Genomic DNA, 16572 nt, shown 5'->3' with positions numbered 1-16572 from the left:
CTTCCTGAGCGCCCCAATGGGGCGATGATCTTTGAGTTTGCGAGCACAAATCATGGCCCACGGTTCCCTATTATAATCCTGTTTTCTGTAAAATCAAACCCTAATTCCGGAAAAACAGATGAAAAACTTTCATCCATCCAACCAGCGGCGCAGCTTTTGCCAGAACGAAGCACTTTTTTGCTCCGGCAAAGGCAGTTCTGTGCGCACCAGAACGGCATCCAGCCCGATCTTGTCGATCTCCTCCCAGGGGATGGTCAGCGTCTCGTCCCGCCCCAGCAGCCCGAACAGATGCGGCCTGCCCAGCAAAAGCAGGCTCCGGACCTGCGCGGTCTGCGGGTCAAGTTCCAGATCATCGGCCCTGCCCAGGCAGGCCCCATTGGACAGCTGCACGACCTCTTTGGCGCAAAGCTCCCGGAATGTCATCGGCTCCCCTCCCCGCTGTGTGTTCTCTTTTACTGTATGCGGCAGGGCGGCGCTTGATGCAGACCGGTCCCTTGTGTTATACTGAGTGCAGCGACCAATTGGAAAACTCACCCATTCAGATCGAGGTATGTGTCGATGTATAAAAATATCGTGTTTGATTTCGGCGGCGTCATGGTCGATTTTGACCCCAAGGAGTATCTGGTGGACCGTTTCTGCAACGCCGATGTGGAGGAGCAGGTCAGCGCCCTGACCTTTGACAGCGAAGAGTGGAAGCTACTGGACGCCGGGCTCATCACCCGGTTCGAGGCCAACCAGCGGATGCTGGCCAAGGCCAGAGAACAGGGCTGCGCCTTTGAGGTGCAGGGCGTTCTGGATGACTGGATGCACATCCTGCGCCCCCGCCGCCGGATGCAGGAGCTGGTGCAGAAACTGAAAGCCCACGGCTACTGCGTTTATTACCTGAGCAATATTCCGGAAGATGTGCTCGACCTGCTGATGAACCGGGACATGAAGGGCCTGTTCGACGGCGGCGTGGCCTCCTGCGAGGTCCACATCAACAAGCCGGACCCCCGCATCTACAAGGCGCTGCTGGAAAAATACCACCTCAAGGCACAGGAGAGCGTCTTCATCGACGACCGGCTGGACAATGTGCAGGCGGCCTTCCGGCTGGGCTTTGCCGGCATCCAGATGAAGGAGAGCGTCGGCACACTGGTGCGCAGCCTTGCCACCTGCGGCGTGGCCCTGCGCTGAGCCGCACCAAAACACAAACCGCCCGGTTCCATGCTGTTTTCGGCACGGAACCGGGCGGTTTTCTGCGCGTAGGAGTTACGAAGTTACTTGGCTTCGTAATTCTGGCAGAAGTGCGGGGTCTCGATCTGCTGAGTGGTGCAGGAGCAGTGCTCCGTCACCTTGATCTGCGGCAGGTCACACTTGCAGCTCTCCACATTGTGGCGGCACTTGCAGACGTCGCAGACAACACCGGTATTTTCCATTCGTTCTCACCTCTTTGAATCTGGGATGCTTCTAGGATGCCCCCATTCCGTGAGATTTATACACCGGTCACTTTTCTGCCCCGGCCTCGCGTTTGGCCCGGATGGTCACGACCACATGCCGGATGGAAAGGATGGGGTGCACCGGCAGCATCCGCGGCCCGGCCCAGCGCATGACCGTGCGGATCTTCTCCTGCATGGCAGGCTTGTAGCAGTGGACTTTGCAGGCCGAACAGAAGGTCTTCGTCTCCATGAACGGGCAATGGTCGATGCGGGCCAGCGCATAATCGCGAAGCTCCTGACATTCCGGGCAGAGCGAGCCTTTGGGGGTGTGGTGCTGCCTGCGGCAGTAGAGCGCGATCATCTCACTCACCAGAAGTTGTTCATCCGCGCGCTTTTTCACAAGGTCTTTCGGGGTGGTCTGTTTCATGCGTTCCTCCAGATACAACAAAAAACCGGCAGAAAGCCGGTATCGTTCGGTTCTCTGTCGGTTAGTTTATCAAGACAAACTCATTTTGTCAAGAGAAAAGGCTTACCATGCAGCCAGGTCAGCGCCCAGCTTGCGGCAGGCAGCCTGGACATCATCATCGGGCGTCTCGTTGCAGATGAGGCCCTCTTCGCTGAACAGGACCGCGCCGTCCTCCTTGACACGCTCGCACCAATCGCGCATCCACTGGCCGTCGCCCCAGCCGTAGGAGCCGAACAGAGCGACCTTCTTGCCGTTCAGGGAACCTTCCAGAGACGCGAACATCGGCTCGAACTCGCTCTCCTCCAGCTGCTCAGCGCCCATTGCGGGGCAGCCGAATGCCACAACGTCATATTCGCCCAGCTTGGCAGCATTCATCTCGCCGCAGGGAACGATGGTGGCGGCAGCACCTGCCCCCTCAGCGATGCAGTTTGCCATGGTCTCGGTGTTGCCGGTCGCGCTCCAGAATACGATTGCTACTTTGCTCATAAAGAAGAACCTCTCTTTCAATTGCGGTTAGTATGTTCTAACTTTTATCGCCAGGAAAATGCGTCATCCGAAACGGACGCGCATTTTCACGGTTAGATTTCTCTAACCACAGACAGGATACCACAATGCAGCAGGGTTGTCAAGGTTCTTTTGCAGTTTTTTCCACTCCCCTGCTCAAAGCAGCTGCGGAACGGTGAACACCAGCGTCAGCACACCGAAAATGACCGGCTGATGGAGCAGATACAGCACCAGCGAGTGCCGCCCCAGCCAGCCCAGCGGCGGGCAGACCGACCGGCGCAGCGGCTCCATCCGTTTGCGGCCGACAAGAGGATGCAGATAGTACCCCGCCCAGAATAAAAACAGCCACGGCAGCAGTGGGAAGTAATCGGAGGAGTAAAAAGAGACCGGATAAAAGCCGAAGTATGCCGTGAGGTAGTTGGCATACAGCCCCTGCGGCAGCGCCCAGCGCAGCGGGCCAAGCCCCCAATAGCCGTCCATCGTGTGATAGGTCAGCGCGAACAGGATCAAACTGACCGCCAGCCCCACCGCCGACGGGATCTTTTGCAGCCACTTCTGCACAAGGCCCGTCAGGAGCATGGCTGAGCCTAGCAGGGTCAGCACCCCAAACCAGACCACATCTTCCGGCATGAACAGCAGCGTCACCGCTGTGACCAGCGCTCCGGCACCAAAGACCGCCGCGCCACGTTTGAGCGGATGATGCCCCAGCGGCAGACAGAAACCGGACAGCAGGATGAACACCCAGCAGATGGATTGCTGCCACAGCCGCCCCTGCCCGGCGGAATACCACGGCACCACGACCCCGAACAGATACACGGCATCCCACATGCCATGGTAGAGCATCATGCTGATGAGGTCAAGCCCGCGCAGCTCGTCCAGCAGCGCGTAACGGGATGAAGACGATTTCATGAGGAAACTTCCTTTTTTGTTTTTGTCTCATTGTACGCTTTGCCGCCTGGCGCGTCAAGCAAAAAAGCTGCTGTGCAGCTTGAGCCACACAGCAGCTTTTGAAAAAACGGGATCAGACCTCAGTGTTGAAGTAGCGCTTCAGCAGGCCCTCGAAGCCACGGCCATGACGGGCTTCGTCCTTCGCCATCTCATGGACGGTGTCGTGGATGGCATCCAGGTTCAGAGCCTTTGCCTTCTTGGCCAGGTCCATCTTGCCAGCGCAGGCACCGCACTCGGCCTCAGCGCGCATCATCAGGTTCTTCTTGGTGCTGTCGGTGACGACCTCACCCAGCAGCTCGGCGAAGCGGGATGCGTGGTCAGCTTCCTCGTAAGCGTAGCGCTTGTAAGCCTCAGCGATCTCCGGGTAGCCCTCGCGCTCTGCGACGCGGGCCATGGCCAGATACATGCCGACCTCGCTGCACTCACCCTCGAAGTTTGCGCGCAGACCGTCCACGATCTCCTGAGGGACACCCTCAGCCTTGCCGATGCCGACGACATGCTCGGTCACATAGGTGTTGCCGGTCTTCTCTACGAATGCAGAAGCGGGAGCCTTGCAGACGGGGCACTGCTCCGGGATGGAGCCTTCAGCGATATAACCACAAACGGTGCAGACATACTTTTTCATAAGATAGACCTCCATAATTTCTCAGTTATTCTTTTGGCCTTCCCTGGTACGGTCGGCCTTGGTTTCTGAGCCTATTATAGCAATGATTCCTAGGTTAGTCAAGGATAATTTTAAGAATTATTCCTATTTAACAGTTTGTTTACACCTGGAGATTGCCGCTGGTGGCAGCGTCAGAACCGTCGGCTGCGTCGAACTCATAATCGTTGCCGGGCAGGATGGCGTTGAGCAGGATGCCGACGATGGCAGCGATGGCCAGACCGGACAGATTGATGGAGACGCTGCCCACCATGAAGGTCAGGCCGCCCACCGAGTTGAAGCCCAGCGCAGACACCAGAATGACAGCAGCAACGATCAGGTTGCGGCTGTTGGTGAAGTCCACCCGGTTCTCGACCACGTTGCGGACACCGATGGCAGAGATCATGCCGTACAGCACGAAGCTGATACCGCCGATGATGCCGGTAGGGATGGTGTTGATGACAGCCTCAAACTTGGGGCTGAAGCTCAGGATGATGGCCAGCACCGCAGCGATGCGGATGACCAGCGGGTCGTAGATGCGGCTCAGCGCGAGAACGCCGGTGTTCTCGCCGTAGGTGGTGTTGGCCGGGCCGCCCAGCAGGCCGGCCATGGCGGTCGCAAGGCCGTCGCCCATCAGGGTGCGGTTCAGGCCGGGGTCGTTGATATAGTTGTGGCCGACGGTGGCGCTGATGGCGGCAATATCACCGACGTGCTCCATCATGGTCGCCAGTGCGATGGGCAGGATGGTGAAGAGGGCGCTGATGAACTCCGGGCTGCCGTCGATGGCGAACAGGCCCATGGCGTTCTGATGCAGCGGGATGCCGAACCAGTCGGCGGCAGCGATGGCCTGGAAATCCACGGCGCCGGTCACGAGAGCGACCGCATAGGAGACCAGAACACCGATGAGGATGGGCAGGATCTTGACCATGCCCTTGCCCCAGATGTTGCAGACGATGACCGTGCCCAGCGCCACAAAGGCCAGCAGCCAGTTCGACTCACAGTTGGTGATGGCAGAGGGTGCCAGGATCAGACCGATGGAGATGATGATGGGGCCCGTGACCACCGGCGGGAAGAACTTCATGATGCGGCGGATGCCGAAGGTGGAGATGAGCAGGCTGACCACCAGATACAGGATGCCGGAAAAGGCAACGCCTGCGCAGGCATAAGGCAGCATCTTCGTGTTGGCAACGGTCAGGTTGCCGTTGGCATCTGCCAGCATGGGGGCTACGATGGAAAAGCCGCCCAGATAGGCAAACGACGAGCCAAGAAAAGCCGGGACCTTGCCTCTGGTGACCAGATGGAACAGCAGCGTACCAAGACCTGCGCAGAGCAGCGTGGTGGAGACGCTCAGGCCCGTCAGCAGCGGCACCAGCACCGTGGCACCGAACATGGCGAACATGTGCTGTACGCCGAGGATCAGCATCCGACCCGTGCCCAGCTGGCGCGCGTCGTAAATGCCTTTGGAGTAGTCGATTTTTTCACTCATAAAAGAGTTCTCCTTTCGCGTTTTACTTCCAAAAAAAGAGGCATTGCCGCAAAAAAGCGACAGTGCCTCAACTTTCGGGAAGAAAAAACATTCGGGACGGGAGAACAGCCTCCGTGCTCCGCAAAGTTGAACCGTGCATTCTGCTCTCCCCTTCCCTTCGTACGCTGTAAAGTATATCAGAAACCACCCCGTTCTGCAATGGATTTCCGGTTTTTTGGTGTTCTTTCTGCGATTGCTTTCTTTTTCAGGTTTTATTCCCCTGCGGCAGCATTTTGCACCTGCATCTTGCAATCCGGCCCCCTGCGCACTATAATAATACCGATTAAATGGATTGAGATTTAAGGAGACCCAATGATCTATCTGGATTATTCCGCCAATACCCCGGCCGACCCGCAGGTGCTCGACCGGTTCTGCTCCGTAGAGCGGCGCTGCATCGGCAACGCCAACTCCCATCATCAGGCAGGCACCGCCGCCAGAGCCGAGATCGACGCTGCCACGATGAAGATCGCCGCTTTGCTGGGCGTACAGCCTGCCGAGATCATCTATACCTCCGGTGCCAGCGAATCCAACAACTTCGCGCTCAAGGGGCTGGCCCGGCTCTCCCGCCATGCGGGCAGGCACATCATCTCCACCCCGCTGGAGCATTCGTCCGTCAGCGGCACTCTGACCGCGCTGCAGGAGCAGGGCTATGAGATCGACCTGCTGGACATCCGGCGGGACGGAACCGTAGACCTCGACCATCTGAAAGAGCTGCTGCGGCCGGACACCATCGCCGTGGCGGTCACGCTGGTAGACAGCGAACTCGGCGTCGTGCAGCCGGTGGAGGAGATCGCCGCCATCCTGAAGGACTACCCCAACTGCCACCTGCATGTCGATGCCACCCAGGCTGTTGGAAAGATTCCCGTCTCGTTTGAAGGGGTGGACACCATGAGCCTGACAGCTCACAAATTCTATGGCCTGAACGGCATCGGCCTGCTGCTCAAGCGGCGGAATCTGGCACTGGAGCCGCTCATCCACGGCGGCGAGAGCACCACCATCTACCGCAGCGGCACCCCTACGGTGGCGCTGGCGTCTTCCCTGGCCTGTGCACTGGAACTTGCCGTGGAAAATCTACCGGAACGCTCTGCCTCTGTCCAAAAGTGGAACGCGGAACTCCGCGCGGCCCTGTGCCAGCACCCGGAGGTGCGCATCAACAGCCCGGAAAACGCCATCCCGCACATCCTGAACCTCAGTGTCCGGGACGTGAAGGGCACGGTCTTTCAGCGGGAACTGGACGCCCACGGCGTCTGCGTCTCGGTCAAATCAGCCTGCTCGTCGGATGGCCTGCCCTCCCGCGCAGTGTTTGCCGTCAGCCGAGACCGCCGCAATGCCCTCTCGTCCTGGCGCATCAGTCTAAGCCATCTGACCACCGAGGCAGAGATCCAGGAATTTTTACGGGTGTTCGACGTCTGCTGCCAGCAGCTGACCGCCGCACACGGAGATCGATAAGGAGAAATCATGAAACGCGAACTCGAACCCTATCAGATGATCGAACGCAGCATCATCAAAAAATACCGCAAAGAGCTTTGGACCCCCTTCATCGTAGCCGTCAAACGGTATGAGCTTATCCAGGCAGGCGACAAAATCGCCGTCTGCATCTCCGGCGGCAAGGACTCCATGCTGATGGCAAAGCTTATGCAGGAACTGCAAAAGCACAGCGATGTCCCCTTTGAGCTGGTCTTCCTCGTGATGGACCCCGGCTACAATGAGCTCAACCGCCAGAAGATCGAATCCAACGCGGCGCTGCTGCACATCCCGGTGACCATCTTTGAGAGCAACATCTTCTCGGTGGCCAACAACACCGACAAGAACCCCTGCTACCTGTGCGCCCGGATGCGCCGCGGTCACCTGTACAGCAAGGCCAAGGAGCTTGGCTGCAACAAGATCGCGCTGGGCCACCACTTCAACGATGTCATCGAGACGACCGTCATGAGCATGTTCTACGGCTCCCAGCTGCAGGCTATGCCGCCCAAGCTTCACAGCACCAGCTTCCCCGGCATGACCCTCATCCGCCCGATGTACTGCATCCGCGAGGAGGACATTCTGGCCTGGAAGCGGTACAACGACCTGGAATTCATCCAGTGCGCCTGCCGCTTCACCGAGAACTGCACCATGTGCGACAATGGCGGCGGCGGTTCCAAGCGGCAGGAGACCAAGCTCTTGCTCCGCCGCCTCAAGCGCGACAACCCCAACATCGAAAACAGCATTTTCCGCAGCATCCATGCCGTTGCGCTGGACACCATGCCGGGCTATAAATCCGAGGGCGTAGAGCACAGCTTTCTGGAACGGTTTCATGCGATGGAAGCAGCAGCTGACGTTGAGCTGTGAGGTTCTGCGAAAAATCATGCAGCATCGGTGGTATCATAAACAAGCTGTTTCACTAAAAAAGCGGGAATGGACCGGACGATTCCGATCCATTCCCGCTTTTCAGCTTTGTGAAACCAGTTGGAGTCAAACGCTTACAGCAAGTTCACGTACACTCAACAGGGGCTTCCTCTTTTATTAGATAGAGATCGTGTTACAAACGTCGATCAGCACCGGGTCGAGGGTCTTGGTCATTTCAAGAGCCTCATCGACGGGGTAATCCACGAGGTGCTCTCCCTTCATGCCGACGATGCGGTTGTACTTTCCCTCTTCCAGCAGGCAGACAGCGTGGTAGCCCATGGCGGAAGCGTTTACGCGGTCGCGCAGAGTGGGCGAGCCGCCGCGCTGGACGTGGCCCAGAATGGTGGCACGGGTATCAATGCCGGTGCGGGCCTGGATCTCGTTGGCGATCTCCTGCGAGTGGCCAATGCCCTCGGCAACGATGACGATGAAGTGGCGCTTGCCGGTGCGCTGCGTCTCGGTGATCTTATCGAGGATGTCGTGCTGCATGTCGAATTCCTTCTCCGGCAGCAGGACCGCCATTGCACCAGAGGCGATGGCGACGTTCAGAGCGATGTAACCCGCATTGCGGCCCATGACCTCGACAACGCTGCAGCGGTCGTGGCTCTGGGTGGTGTCGCGCAGTTTGTCGATCATTTCCAGAGCGGTGTTCATCGCGGTATCGTAGCCGATGGTGTAATCGGTGCAGGCAATATCATTGTCGATGGTGCCGGGCAGGCCGATCATCGGGATGCCGCGGTGTGCCAGCTCACGGGCGCCACGGTAGGAGCCGTCGCCGCCGATGACGACCAGCGCATCAATGCCGAGTTCGCGGCACTTGGCAGCGCCCTTGTCCTGGCCCTCTTTGGTCTTGAACTCCAGGCAGCGGGCGGTGTACAGGATGGTGCCGCCGGCCTGGATGATGTTGGAAACACTGCGCAGGTTCATTTCAAAGCACTCGCCGTTCAGCAGGCCGTTGTAGCCGCGCTGAATGCCGATCATCCGAAATCCCTTGTGCAGGCCGGTACGAACCACAGCGCGCACTGCAGCATTCATGCCGGGGGCGTCGCCGCCGCTGGTCAAGACACCAATCGTTTTGATTTGCTTTTCCATAAGAGAGATTCCCTCCAATTGTTTCTTCATTCACCTCGGAGCAGTGCCCCTTCTTCCTGACACTGCTCCATTGCTTTGCTCATTTCTGATACGACTTGCCTTGAATTATTATAGCACAGTTTTCCTGTGAATCCAATACCTTTTTGAAACTCCGTTAAAATTTTGCTAAAGTCTGCTTTGCCGCGAAGCTGCGATAATTTTTATGAAAGTTGCATCTGCACGATTCGTTCCGCGGCATGTTATTTTGTTGCAACGTTCTTTTCGCCGACCAGACGCCGCAGCTCCTGGAAGAAGAGCGGATGGCCGGAAGTATACAGTCTGCGGGGGGCCGCAAGCTTCTGTTTGGTGTCCTCCAGATAGAAGATGACCGGCATATCACCGTCAAAAATCTCCAGCAGGTTGACGACTTTTGCATACTGCGGGCAGCTGCGCGACGGCAGACGGATATAGAGCCGCTGGGCCGCATCCCGCATCCGGTCCGGACGGTTTGCCTGCGGGTGTTTGGGGTCGTAGCCTTCAATGGGCGAGATGCTTTCGGCCATCAGCTTGGACGGCTCGTCCTCGCGGACCGACAGACGCCCCTCAATGACCACAACGGCATTTTCTCGGATGGCATCCCGGAAGACCTCCAGCACCTTCGGGAAGACGATGACCTCCATTGTGCCGGTCAGGTCTTCCACGCTGGTAAAGGCCATCAGGCTGTTCGACTTGGTGGTCATCATCCGGCTCTTGACAATGGTGCAGACGATACGGACATGGGCGTTGTCCAGCCCATGCGCTTCCTCGCCGGTCAGGGCCTTGATGGAATGGGTCGCAAACTTTGCCGACTGCTCCCGGTACGCATCCAGCGGGTGGCCGGACAGATATAGGCCGCTGACCTCTTTTTCCTGCTGCAACAGTTCGGTGTGGGAGTATTCTTCGAGGTGCCGGATCTCATACACATCCTTCGACGTGCTCTGTGCTCCCCCGCTCATCAGCGAGAACAGGTCGAGCTGCCCGTCCAGATTCCGCCGGGAGTCGCTCTCCACGCTCTTGATGATGCCATCCACGGCCTCCACGAGGCTGTGGCGGTTCTCGCCCATGCTGTCGAATGCGCCCGCCTTGACGAGGCTTTCCACGGCCCGGCGGTTCATTTCGTTGCCGTACAGCCGCTTGCAGAAATCATACAGGCTGGCATAGGGCTTTTCCCCACGCTCTTCCACGATGCGTTCCACAAGGTTGCGGCCCACGCTCTTGACCGCGTTCAGGCCGAACCGGATCTGCCCCCTGGCATCCGCCGTAAAGCCGCCGTTCGAGATGTTGATATCCGGCGGGAGCACCCGGATGCCCAGGCGGGCACATTCGCCCGAATACTCGATGACCTTGTCGGTATTATCGAGCACGCTGGTCAGCAAGGCCGCCATGAACTCGCTGGGGTAATGGCACTTGAGATAGGCTGTCTGGAATGCGACATACGCATAGCAGGCCGCATGGCTCTTGTTGAACGCATAGGACGCAAAGCTCGACATTTCGTCATAGATCTCGTTGGCGACCTTTTCCGAGATGCCGTTGGCCACGCAGCCGGGACACTCGTGGCCGGGCTCGGTGCAACCGTGGACAAAGTGTTCCCGCTCTGCCTCCATGACCGCATGTTTCTTCTTGCTCATGGCGCGGCGGACATTGTCTGCCTGCCCGAACGAAAAGCCTGCCAGCTCACGGAAGATCTGCATGACCTGCTCCTGATAGACAATGCAGCCGTTGGTCACATCCAGAATGTGGGCCAGCTGCGGGGTCTTGTAGCTGATCTTTTCCGGCTCGTGGCGGTTGCGCAGATAGGTCGGGATGGAATCCATCGGGCCGGGGCGGTACAGACTGATGAGTGCGATGACATCTTCCAGGTTCTGCGGCTGCAGCCCTACGAGGACCTGCTTCATGCCCGAAGATTCGAGCTGGAACACGCCCTCCGTCTCGCCTTGACCCAGCATTTTGTAGGTCTCCGGGTCATCGTAATCGAGCGCTGCAACGGAGAAATCCGGCTCTTTTTTCTGGATGGCCGTTTCCGCATCCCGAATGACCGTCAGTGTGCGCAGGCCGAGGAAGTCCATCTTCAGCAGGCCAAGCTCCTCGATCTCGGTCATGTTGAACTGGGTCACAGGCAAACCGTCGTTGGTGGCGAGGGGCAGATAGTAGTCGGTCGGTTCCGGGGTGATGACGACGCCCGCCGCGTGGGTGGACGCATGGCGCGGCATTCCCTCCACCTTGAGGGCCGTGTCGATCAGTTCCTGGACCTTCGGGTCGGTGTCGTACATCCGCTTCAGCTCGGCCGAGACTTCCAATGCGCGCTTCAGCGTCATCTTCAGTTCCATCGGGACCTGCTTTGCGACCACATCCACGTCCTGATAGGGCATCCCCATCACACGGCCCACGTCACGGATGGCGTTGCGGGCGGCCATGGTGCCAAAGGTGACGATCTGCGCCACATGGTCAGCACCATATTTCCGGTTGACGTAGTCGATGACTTCCTGACGGCGCTCATAGCAGAAGTCCACGTCGAAGTCGGGCATACTGACACGTTCGGGGTTCAGGAAACGCTCGAAGATGAGGTTGTAGCGGATGGGGTCGATGTCGGTGATGCCGACGCTGTAGGCGGCAATGCTGCCTGCACCGGAACCACGGCCCGGCCCCACCGGGATGCCCTGGCTCTTGGCGTAGTTGATATAATCCCAGACGATCAGATAGTAGTTCGTGTAGCCCATCGTCTTGACCACGCCGATCTCGTAGGTCAGGCGGTCTTTGTTGGCCTGCGGGACATCGGGGCCGTAGCGGCGCTCCAGACCCTCCCAGCAGAGCTTTTCAAAAAAGGCCTGGTTGTCCATCCCGTTGGGCGCTTTGTAGTAGGGGATCTTGGTGTGGCCGAAGTCAAAATCAAAGTTACACTGGTCCGCGATCTTCTGGGTGTTCTCGCAGGCCTCCGGCACCATGGCGAACAGATCGTACATTTCATCCGTCGTCTTGACGTAAAACTCATCGGTCTGGAACTCCATCTTATCGGCGTCCTGCATGGTCTTGCCGGTCTGGATGCAGAGAAGGATGCTCTGCATTTTGGCGTCTTCCCTGCGCAGATAGTGGGAGTCGTTGGTGGCGGCCATGGGGATGCCCGTCTCCCGCGCCAGCTTGATGAGCTGGGGCAGAACGATGGTGTCCTCTTCCAGGCCGTGGTCCTGCAGCTCAATGTAGTAATTGCCTTCGCCAAACAGGTCCCGATACCACAGCGCTGAGCTTTTAGCCCGCTCGTAGTCCCCCGCCAGAATGGCCTGCGGGATCTCACCCGCCAGACAGGCTGAAAGGCAGATAAGTCCTTCGTGGTATTGTTCGAGCAGCTGCTTATCAACGCGGGGCTTGGAGTAAAACCCCTCGGTGAAGGCCGCGGAGACCATCTTGATGAGGTTCTTGTAGCCGGTCTCATTTTTGCACAGCAGGATCAAATGGTTGTTGCCGTCGATCTTGTTGACCTTATCGAACCGGGTACGGGTGGCAACGTAGACTTCGCAGCCGATGATGGGCTTGATGCCCGCTTTTTTGGCCGCTTTGTAAAACTGCACACAGCCGTACATGACACCGTGGTCGGTGCAGGCGATGGCCGTCTGCCCGCACTCCTTCACGCGGTCCATCAGCTGGTCGATGCGGCAGGCACCGTCCAGCAGGCTGTATTCCGTATGGATATGGAGGTGGACGAAATCCCGCCCCAGATGATTGTTTTCGCTGATCTCGCTCACTTCGTTTCCTCCTGTTCCATCCGTTCCCGCATGGTCTGCGCCAGCAGTTCCAGCTTTTTCATCCGATGCGACAGCCCTGATTTGCTGACCGGCGGGTCAAAGCAGGCACAGAGCGCCGTCAACGAGAGGTCCGGATTTTCCAGCCGCTTTGCCGCTGCCTGCTGCAGCACCTCTGGCAGGGTCTCCAGCGCATTCTGCTCCTGCAAAAAGCGGATGGCTTTCAGCGTCTGCGCATTGGCGCGGGCTGTTTTGCCGAGGTTGGCGGTATCGCAGTTGGTGTGGCGGTTGATCTGGTTCCGCATCTGCTTCACGGCTTTCTGCGCATTGATCTGCGCTGCCGCCTGGGCCGCACCCATAAACGCCAGAATGCGCTCCACGTTGGCGCAGCTCTTGACGTAAACCAGGTTCACGCCGTTGCGGCGGGTGCGGTGGGGCGCAAACTCGTGCTCGGCCAGCAACGCTTCAAAGTCTCTGGCGAGATTGGTGCGGCTCGTTAAAAATTCGATGTTGTATTCTTTTTTTGGGTCCGTGACGGTTCCGCCGCAGAGAAACGCCATACCGATGTAGGCGCTGACGCAGGTCTGGCAGCGGATCATCCGGGGGTCGATCTGCAAGCTCGTCTCGCTACCGGTGGTGCCGAACAGTTCATGCAGCCGCGCCACCTGTTCAGGCTCCCGGATGCCAAACTCGTACACCACCCCGCTGGGGCGGCTCTTTTCCAGAATGGTGCCCCGGACGCCGCAACGGGCAAACAGCTGCTCAGCCACGCGGGCGGTCAGCTCCTGCTCCGTCTGGAGCACAAGGCCCTTGGCGTCGAAATATTTGGCAAAGCAGGCGATGCCGTAGGCCGCCGCGCGGACGCAGCAGTCTTTCTGCAATTGCAGGCTGTGCTGCGCGATCTCTTCCCGTGCCTGGGATGCAAAACTCATTTTGTCGTTCCTTCTTCGATCTGCCGTTCAGCGGGAGGCATCGCGGTGCTGGACGCCGGGCTGGTAGCCCAGGCCCTCGCAGTATTCCGCGATCTTCCGCGCAAAGGTGATGGAGCGGTGTTTGCCGCCCGTGCACCCCACGGCAATGGTCAGCTGGCTCTTACCCTCCTTGACGTAGAGCGGCAGGGCATATTCCAGAAATGCTTCGTACCGGCGCAGCAGTTCCTGCGCCTCCGGTTTGCCCATGACGAAATCCACGACCTCCTGATCCAGGCCGGTCTTGAACTTCAGATCCGGGACATAGAACGGATTGGGCAGGCAGCGCACATCCAGCACCAGGTCTGCGTCCGCCGGGACGCCGAACTTGAAGCCGAACGACATCACCGTCAGCCGCATCGCGCTTTTCGCCCCGCCGTTCTGCACAAAGAGTTCGCAGATGCGCTCCTTGTTCTGCGCGGTGGAGAGCAGCGCCGTATCCACGATATAATTCGCACGTTCCTTAAAGGGGCGGAGGATCTGGTGTTCTTTCTGGAAAGCTTCCCGCGTGGAGATGCCCTCCGCAATGCTGATCGGGTGGCGGCGGCGGGTCTCGCTGTAACGGCGCATCAGCACATCGTCCGGTGCGTCGAGGAAGAGGATCTCGTAGGCGATCCCCTGCTGGTCCAGCAGGTCGAGCGCCTTTTCGATTTCCTCGCTGGAACGGCAGCCGCGCACGTCCATGGACAGCGCCACCCGCTTCAGCTTGTTGTCACCGGCTTTGGAGAATGCGGTGATGCTCGGCAGCAGTTCCGCCGGGACATTGTCGATGCAGAAAAAGCCGATATCTTCCAGCGCATTCATAGCCACAGACTTTCCTGCGCCGGAAAGCCCGCTTACGATCAGCAGATCCATTTTTCTTCCCTCTTATGCTTTCACGACACGAATCTCTTTTTCCAGGTCGAACCCGGTCTTTTCCTTTACGATGGCCCGCACCTCGTCGCACAGGGCCAGCACATCGGCGCAGGTCGCGCCGCCCAGGTTCACCACGAAGCCGCAGTGCTTCTCGCTGACGGCCGCGCCACCGTGGCGGAAGCCACGCAAGCCGCACTGGTCGATGAGGGCCGCCGCAAACGCGCCAGCCGGGCGCTTGAAGGTGCTGCCGGCGCTGGGCTTGTCGAGCGGTTGCTTTTCCACCCGCTTTGCCATCAGCTCGTTCATCCGGGCTTTGATGGCGTCCGGGTCGCCCCGCTTCAGATGGAACGTTGCGCTCAGGATGCAGCCGCCGTTTTCCTCAAAGATGCTGTGCCGGTAGGAAAGGTCGAGCGCGGCAGTCTCTGCCTCCACAATGTCGCCGTCCTGCGTCAGATACCGCACCGACTGCAGCACATCCTTCATCTCGCCGCCGTAGGCTCCAGCGTTCATATAGACCGCACCGCCCACCGTGCCGGGGATGCCGTAGGCAAATTCCAGCCCGGTCAGGCTGTCTTCCAGTGCGGCGGTGCACAGGCTCGAAAGCTTCAGGCCCGCACCGGCAACCACAGCATCATAGACCTCGCCCGGCGCTGCCCCCGGATGCGCGACCTGTTCCAGAAAGCCGATGCCCATTTTCAGGGCCATGGTATCAATGACCACGCCCCGGTAACCGGCATCCTCAAACAGAATGTTGCTGCCGTTGCCCAGCAGGTAGTACTTCACGCCCTGCTCTTTGCAGAGTGCGATCACGCGGCAGAGCTGCTCTTCGGTCTCCGGCAGGGCGAACACATCCGCCGGGCCGCCGATCTTAAAGGTGCAGTGGGCTGCCAGCGGCTCGTCTGCCCGGTAGGCAATGCCTTCGGCCTGCAGCTGTTGTTTCAATCGTTCCATAAACGCTTCGTTCCTTTTCGTATGAGAATCTTATTCGATGGTGCCTTCGAGGCCCAGACGGATGAGCAGCTCCTTGGCGGCGTTGTAGCCCATCTTCTTCTGGCGGTTGTTGATGGCTGCCGTTTCCAGCACAACGGCGAGGTTGCGTCCCGGCGAGACCGGGATGCTGGTGCTGGGGATGTTGACGCCCAGGATCTCGTAATACTCGCTTTCGAGACCGGTGCGCTGATAGTTTTTGGTGGGGTCCCAGGCTTCCAGCTGGACCACGAGATCCAGACTCTCGCTCACCTTGACCGCGCCCACACCGAACACGCGGGCCACATTGACGATGCCGATGCCGCGCAGTTCAATGAAGTGGCGGATGTTCTCCGGGGCCGTGCCCATGATCTGGCGGTTCGAGACCTTGCGCAGCTCCACAGCATCGTCGGCCACAAGGCGGTGGCCGCGCTTGACCAGCTCGATCGCCAGCTCGCTCTTGCCGATGCCGCTGTCACCCAGAATGAGGATGCCCTCGCCGTACACCTCCACCAGCACACCGTGGCGGGTGATGCGGGGGGCCAGCTCCAGGTTCAGCACACTGATGAGGCTGCCCATCAGGGTGCAGGTCGTTTCGTTGGAGCGCAGCAGCGCCACGCCGTGCTTTTTGGCCAGCTCCTGCATCTCCGGGAACGGTTTCAGCTCCTCGCTGCGGCCCACGATAACAGCCGGCGGCTGCTGACGGAACAGCTGGTCCAGCGCTTCGTAGCGCTTTTCCGGCGAAAGGCCGGACAGGAAGTTCATCTCGGCCAGCCCCATGATCTGCAGCCGCAGTTTATCAAAGTAATCGTAATAGCCCGCCAGGAACAGACCCGGACGGTTGACTTCCGCGATCTCGACGCTGATGTTTTCGAGGTCCTGCGGAGCGTAGACCACATCCATGCTGACCTTTTCGGTCAGCTTCTTGAGCGAAACGGTAAAATTCGCCATCGTTCTTCCTCCTGCGTGTATTCCTCAACTGCGGGCAGACCCTCCCGCAGGCATTCCTTCTCTTATTATAAACGAGATGGTTTCGGATTACAATGATTCTTTTGG

The 16572-nt window shown here is 58.9% G+C and carries 16 protein-coding genes; 3 read left to right on the top strand and 13 right to left on the bottom strand.

Features of this window, described 5'->3' with window-relative positions:
* Positions 1–129: 129 nt before the first annotated feature.
* Entirely contained in the window at positions 130–423 is a 294-nt protein-coding gene (locus J3350_RS03840; protein ID WP_097792284.1) for a PRC-barrel domain-containing protein, read from the bottom strand.
* 135 nt (positions 424–558) lie between these two features.
* On the opposite strand from J3350_RS03840, the gene J3350_RS03835 reads away from it, so the two are divergent.
* A complete protein-coding gene (locus J3350_RS03835) occupies positions 559–1173 on the top strand; it encodes an HAD family phosphatase (RefSeq protein WP_097792285.1) in 615 nt (204 codons plus the stop codon).
* 83 nt (positions 1174–1256) lie between these two features.
* Here the strand turns inward: J3350_RS03835 and J3350_RS03830 are convergent, their stop codons facing one another.
* From J3350_RS03830 to J3350_RS03805, 6 genes are all read right to left on the bottom strand, one after another.
* Positions 1257–1415 carry a DUF1540 domain-containing protein gene (locus tag J3350_RS03830; protein ID WP_097792286.1) on the bottom strand — a complete coding sequence of 53 codons (159 nt, stop codon included), beginning with the start codon at positions 1413–1415 and terminating at the stop codon, positions 1257–1259.
* 67 nt (positions 1416–1482) lie between these two features.
* Entirely contained in the window at positions 1483–1842 is a 360-nt protein-coding gene (locus J3350_RS03825) for a nitrous oxide-stimulated promoter family protein (protein ID WP_207685750.1), read from the bottom strand.
* Positions 1843–1944: 102 nt separating this feature from the next.
* On the bottom strand, positions 1945–2367 hold the full coding sequence (locus J3350_RS03820) for a flavodoxin (RefSeq protein WP_097792288.1): 423 nt from the start codon (positions 2365–2367) through the stop codon (positions 1945–1947).
* Between the two features lie 174 nt (positions 2368–2541).
* Positions 2542–3294, bottom strand: coding sequence for a heparan-alpha-glucosaminide N-acetyltransferase (locus J3350_RS03815; protein ID WP_207685749.1), 753 nt, complete (start codon positions 3292–3294; stop codon positions 2542–2544).
* A 112-nt stretch (positions 3295–3406) separates the two neighbouring features.
* Complete coding sequence (locus J3350_RS03810; protein ID WP_097792290.1) at positions 3407–3958, bottom strand: ferritin family protein; 552 nt, start codon at positions 3956–3958, stop codon at positions 3407–3409.
* Positions 3959–4097: 139 nt separating this feature from the next.
* Positions 4098–5459 carry a uracil-xanthine permease family protein gene (locus tag J3350_RS03805; protein WP_207685748.1) on the bottom strand — a complete coding sequence of 454 codons (1362 nt, stop codon included), beginning with the start codon at positions 5457–5459 and terminating at the stop codon, positions 4098–4100.
* Positions 5460–5810: 351 nt separating this feature from the next.
* On the opposite strand from J3350_RS03805, the gene J3350_RS03800 reads away from it, so the two are divergent.
* Together J3350_RS03800 and J3350_RS03795 are read left to right on the top strand one after the other, a co-directional pair.
* Positions 5811–6947 carry a cysteine desulfurase family protein gene (locus J3350_RS03800; protein ID WP_207685747.1) on the top strand — a complete coding sequence of 379 codons (1137 nt, stop codon included), beginning with the start codon at positions 5811–5813 and terminating at the stop codon, positions 6945–6947.
* A 9-nt stretch (positions 6948–6956) separates the two neighbouring features.
* Positions 6957–7826: an ATP-binding protein gene (locus J3350_RS03795; RefSeq protein WP_207685746.1), complete on the top strand. Its 870-nt coding sequence runs from the start codon at positions 6957–6959 to the stop codon at positions 7824–7826.
* A gap of 174 nt (positions 7827–8000) precedes the next feature.
* Here J3350_RS03795 and pfkA read toward each other — a convergent pair whose 3' ends face one another.
* The 6 genes from pfkA to hprK form a co-directional block, all read right to left on the bottom strand.
* Positions 8001–8975, bottom strand: a complete 975-nt coding sequence (gene pfkA, locus J3350_RS03790; protein WP_118552891.1) for a 6-phosphofructokinase — start codon at positions 8973–8975, stop codon at positions 8001–8003.
* 239 nt (positions 8976–9214) lie between these two features.
* Entirely contained in the window at positions 9215–12730 is a 3516-nt protein-coding gene (locus tag J3350_RS03785; protein WP_207685745.1) for a DNA polymerase III subunit alpha, read from the bottom strand.
* Positions 12727–13659, bottom strand: a complete 933-nt coding sequence (gene whiA / locus J3350_RS03780; RefSeq protein ID WP_207685744.1) for a DNA-binding protein WhiA — start codon at positions 13657–13659, stop codon at positions 12727–12729. The genes J3350_RS03785 and whiA overlap by 4 nt, the downstream gene beginning before the upstream one ends.
* A 27-nt stretch (positions 13660–13686) precedes the next feature.
* Positions 13687–14550 carry an RNase adapter RapZ gene (gene rapZ / locus J3350_RS03775; protein ID WP_097792296.1) on the bottom strand — a complete coding sequence of 288 codons (864 nt, stop codon included), beginning with the start codon at positions 14548–14550 and terminating at the stop codon, positions 13687–13689.
* 12 nt (positions 14551–14562) lie between these two features.
* Entirely contained in the window at positions 14563–15501 is a 939-nt protein-coding gene (murB, locus tag J3350_RS03770) for a UDP-N-acetylmuramate dehydrogenase (RefSeq protein ID WP_097792297.1), read from the bottom strand.
* A 30-nt stretch (positions 15502–15531) separates the two neighbouring features.
* Positions 15532–16467, bottom strand: coding sequence for an HPr(Ser) kinase/phosphatase (hprK, locus tag J3350_RS03765; RefSeq protein WP_207685743.1), 936 nt, complete (start codon positions 16465–16467; stop codon positions 15532–15534).
* Positions 16468–16572 lie beyond the last annotated feature (105 nt).

Source organism: Faecalibacterium sp. Marseille-Q3530 (genome assembly GCF_017377625.1).
GTDB classification, from domain to species: Bacteria; Bacillota; Clostridia; order Oscillospirales; family Ruminococcaceae; genus Faecalibacterium; species Faecalibacterium prausnitzii_E.
The sequence above is the reverse complement of the archived record's forward strand: the minus strand, read 5'-3'. Positions and strand labels throughout refer to the sequence as shown.

Excerpts from the sequence above, each read along its gene's own strand:
- J3350_RS03840 (WP_097792284.1), bottom strand. The coding sequence starts at position 423 with ATGACATTCCGGGAGCTTTGCGCCAAAGAGGTCGTGCAGCTGTCCAAT.
- J3350_RS03835 (WP_097792285.1), top strand. The coding sequence starts at position 559 with ATGTATAAAAATATCGTGTTTGATTTCGGCGGCGTCATGGTCGATTTT.
- J3350_RS03830 (WP_097792286.1), bottom strand. The coding sequence starts at position 1,415 with ATGGAAAATACCGGTGTTGTCTGCGACGTCTGCAAGTGCCGCCACAAT.
- J3350_RS03825 (WP_207685750.1), bottom strand. The coding sequence starts at position 1,842 with ATGAAACAGACCACCCCGAAAGACCTTGTGAAAAAGCGCGCGGATGAA.
- J3350_RS03820 (WP_097792288.1), bottom strand. The coding sequence starts at position 2,367 with ATGAGCAAAGTAGCAATCGTATTCTGGAGCGCGACCGGCAACACCGAG.
- J3350_RS03815 (WP_207685749.1), bottom strand. The coding sequence starts at position 3,294 with ATGAAATCGTCTTCATCCCGTTACGCGCTGCTGGACGAGCTGCGCGGG.
- J3350_RS03810 (WP_097792290.1), bottom strand. The coding sequence starts at position 3,958 with ATGAAAAAGTATGTCTGCACCGTTTGTGGTTATATCGCTGAAGGCTCC.
- J3350_RS03805 (WP_207685748.1), bottom strand. The coding sequence starts at position 5,459 with ATGAGTGAAAAAATCGACTACTCCAAAGGCATTTACGACGCGCGCCAG.
- J3350_RS03800 (WP_207685747.1), top strand. The coding sequence starts at position 5,811 with ATGATCTATCTGGATTATTCCGCCAATACCCCGGCCGACCCGCAGGTG.
- J3350_RS03795 (WP_207685746.1), top strand. The coding sequence starts at position 6,957 with ATGAAACGCGAACTCGAACCCTATCAGATGATCGAACGCAGCATCATC.
- pfkA (WP_118552891.1), bottom strand. The coding sequence starts at position 8,975 with ATGGAAAAGCAAATCAAAACGATTGGTGTCTTGACCAGCGGCGGCGAC.
- whiA (WP_207685744.1), bottom strand. The coding sequence starts at position 13,659 with ATGAGTTTTGCATCCCAGGCACGGGAAGAGATCGCGCAGCACAGCCTG.
- rapZ (WP_097792296.1), bottom strand. The coding sequence starts at position 14,550 with ATGGATCTGCTGATCGTAAGCGGGCTTTCCGGCGCAGGAAAGTCTGTG.
- murB (WP_097792297.1), bottom strand. The coding sequence starts at position 15,501 with ATGGAACGATTGAAACAACAGCTGCAGGCCGAAGGCATTGCCTACCGG.
- hprK (WP_207685743.1), bottom strand. The coding sequence starts at position 16,467 with ATGGCGAATTTTACCGTTTCGCTCAAGAAGCTGACCGAAAAGGTCAGC.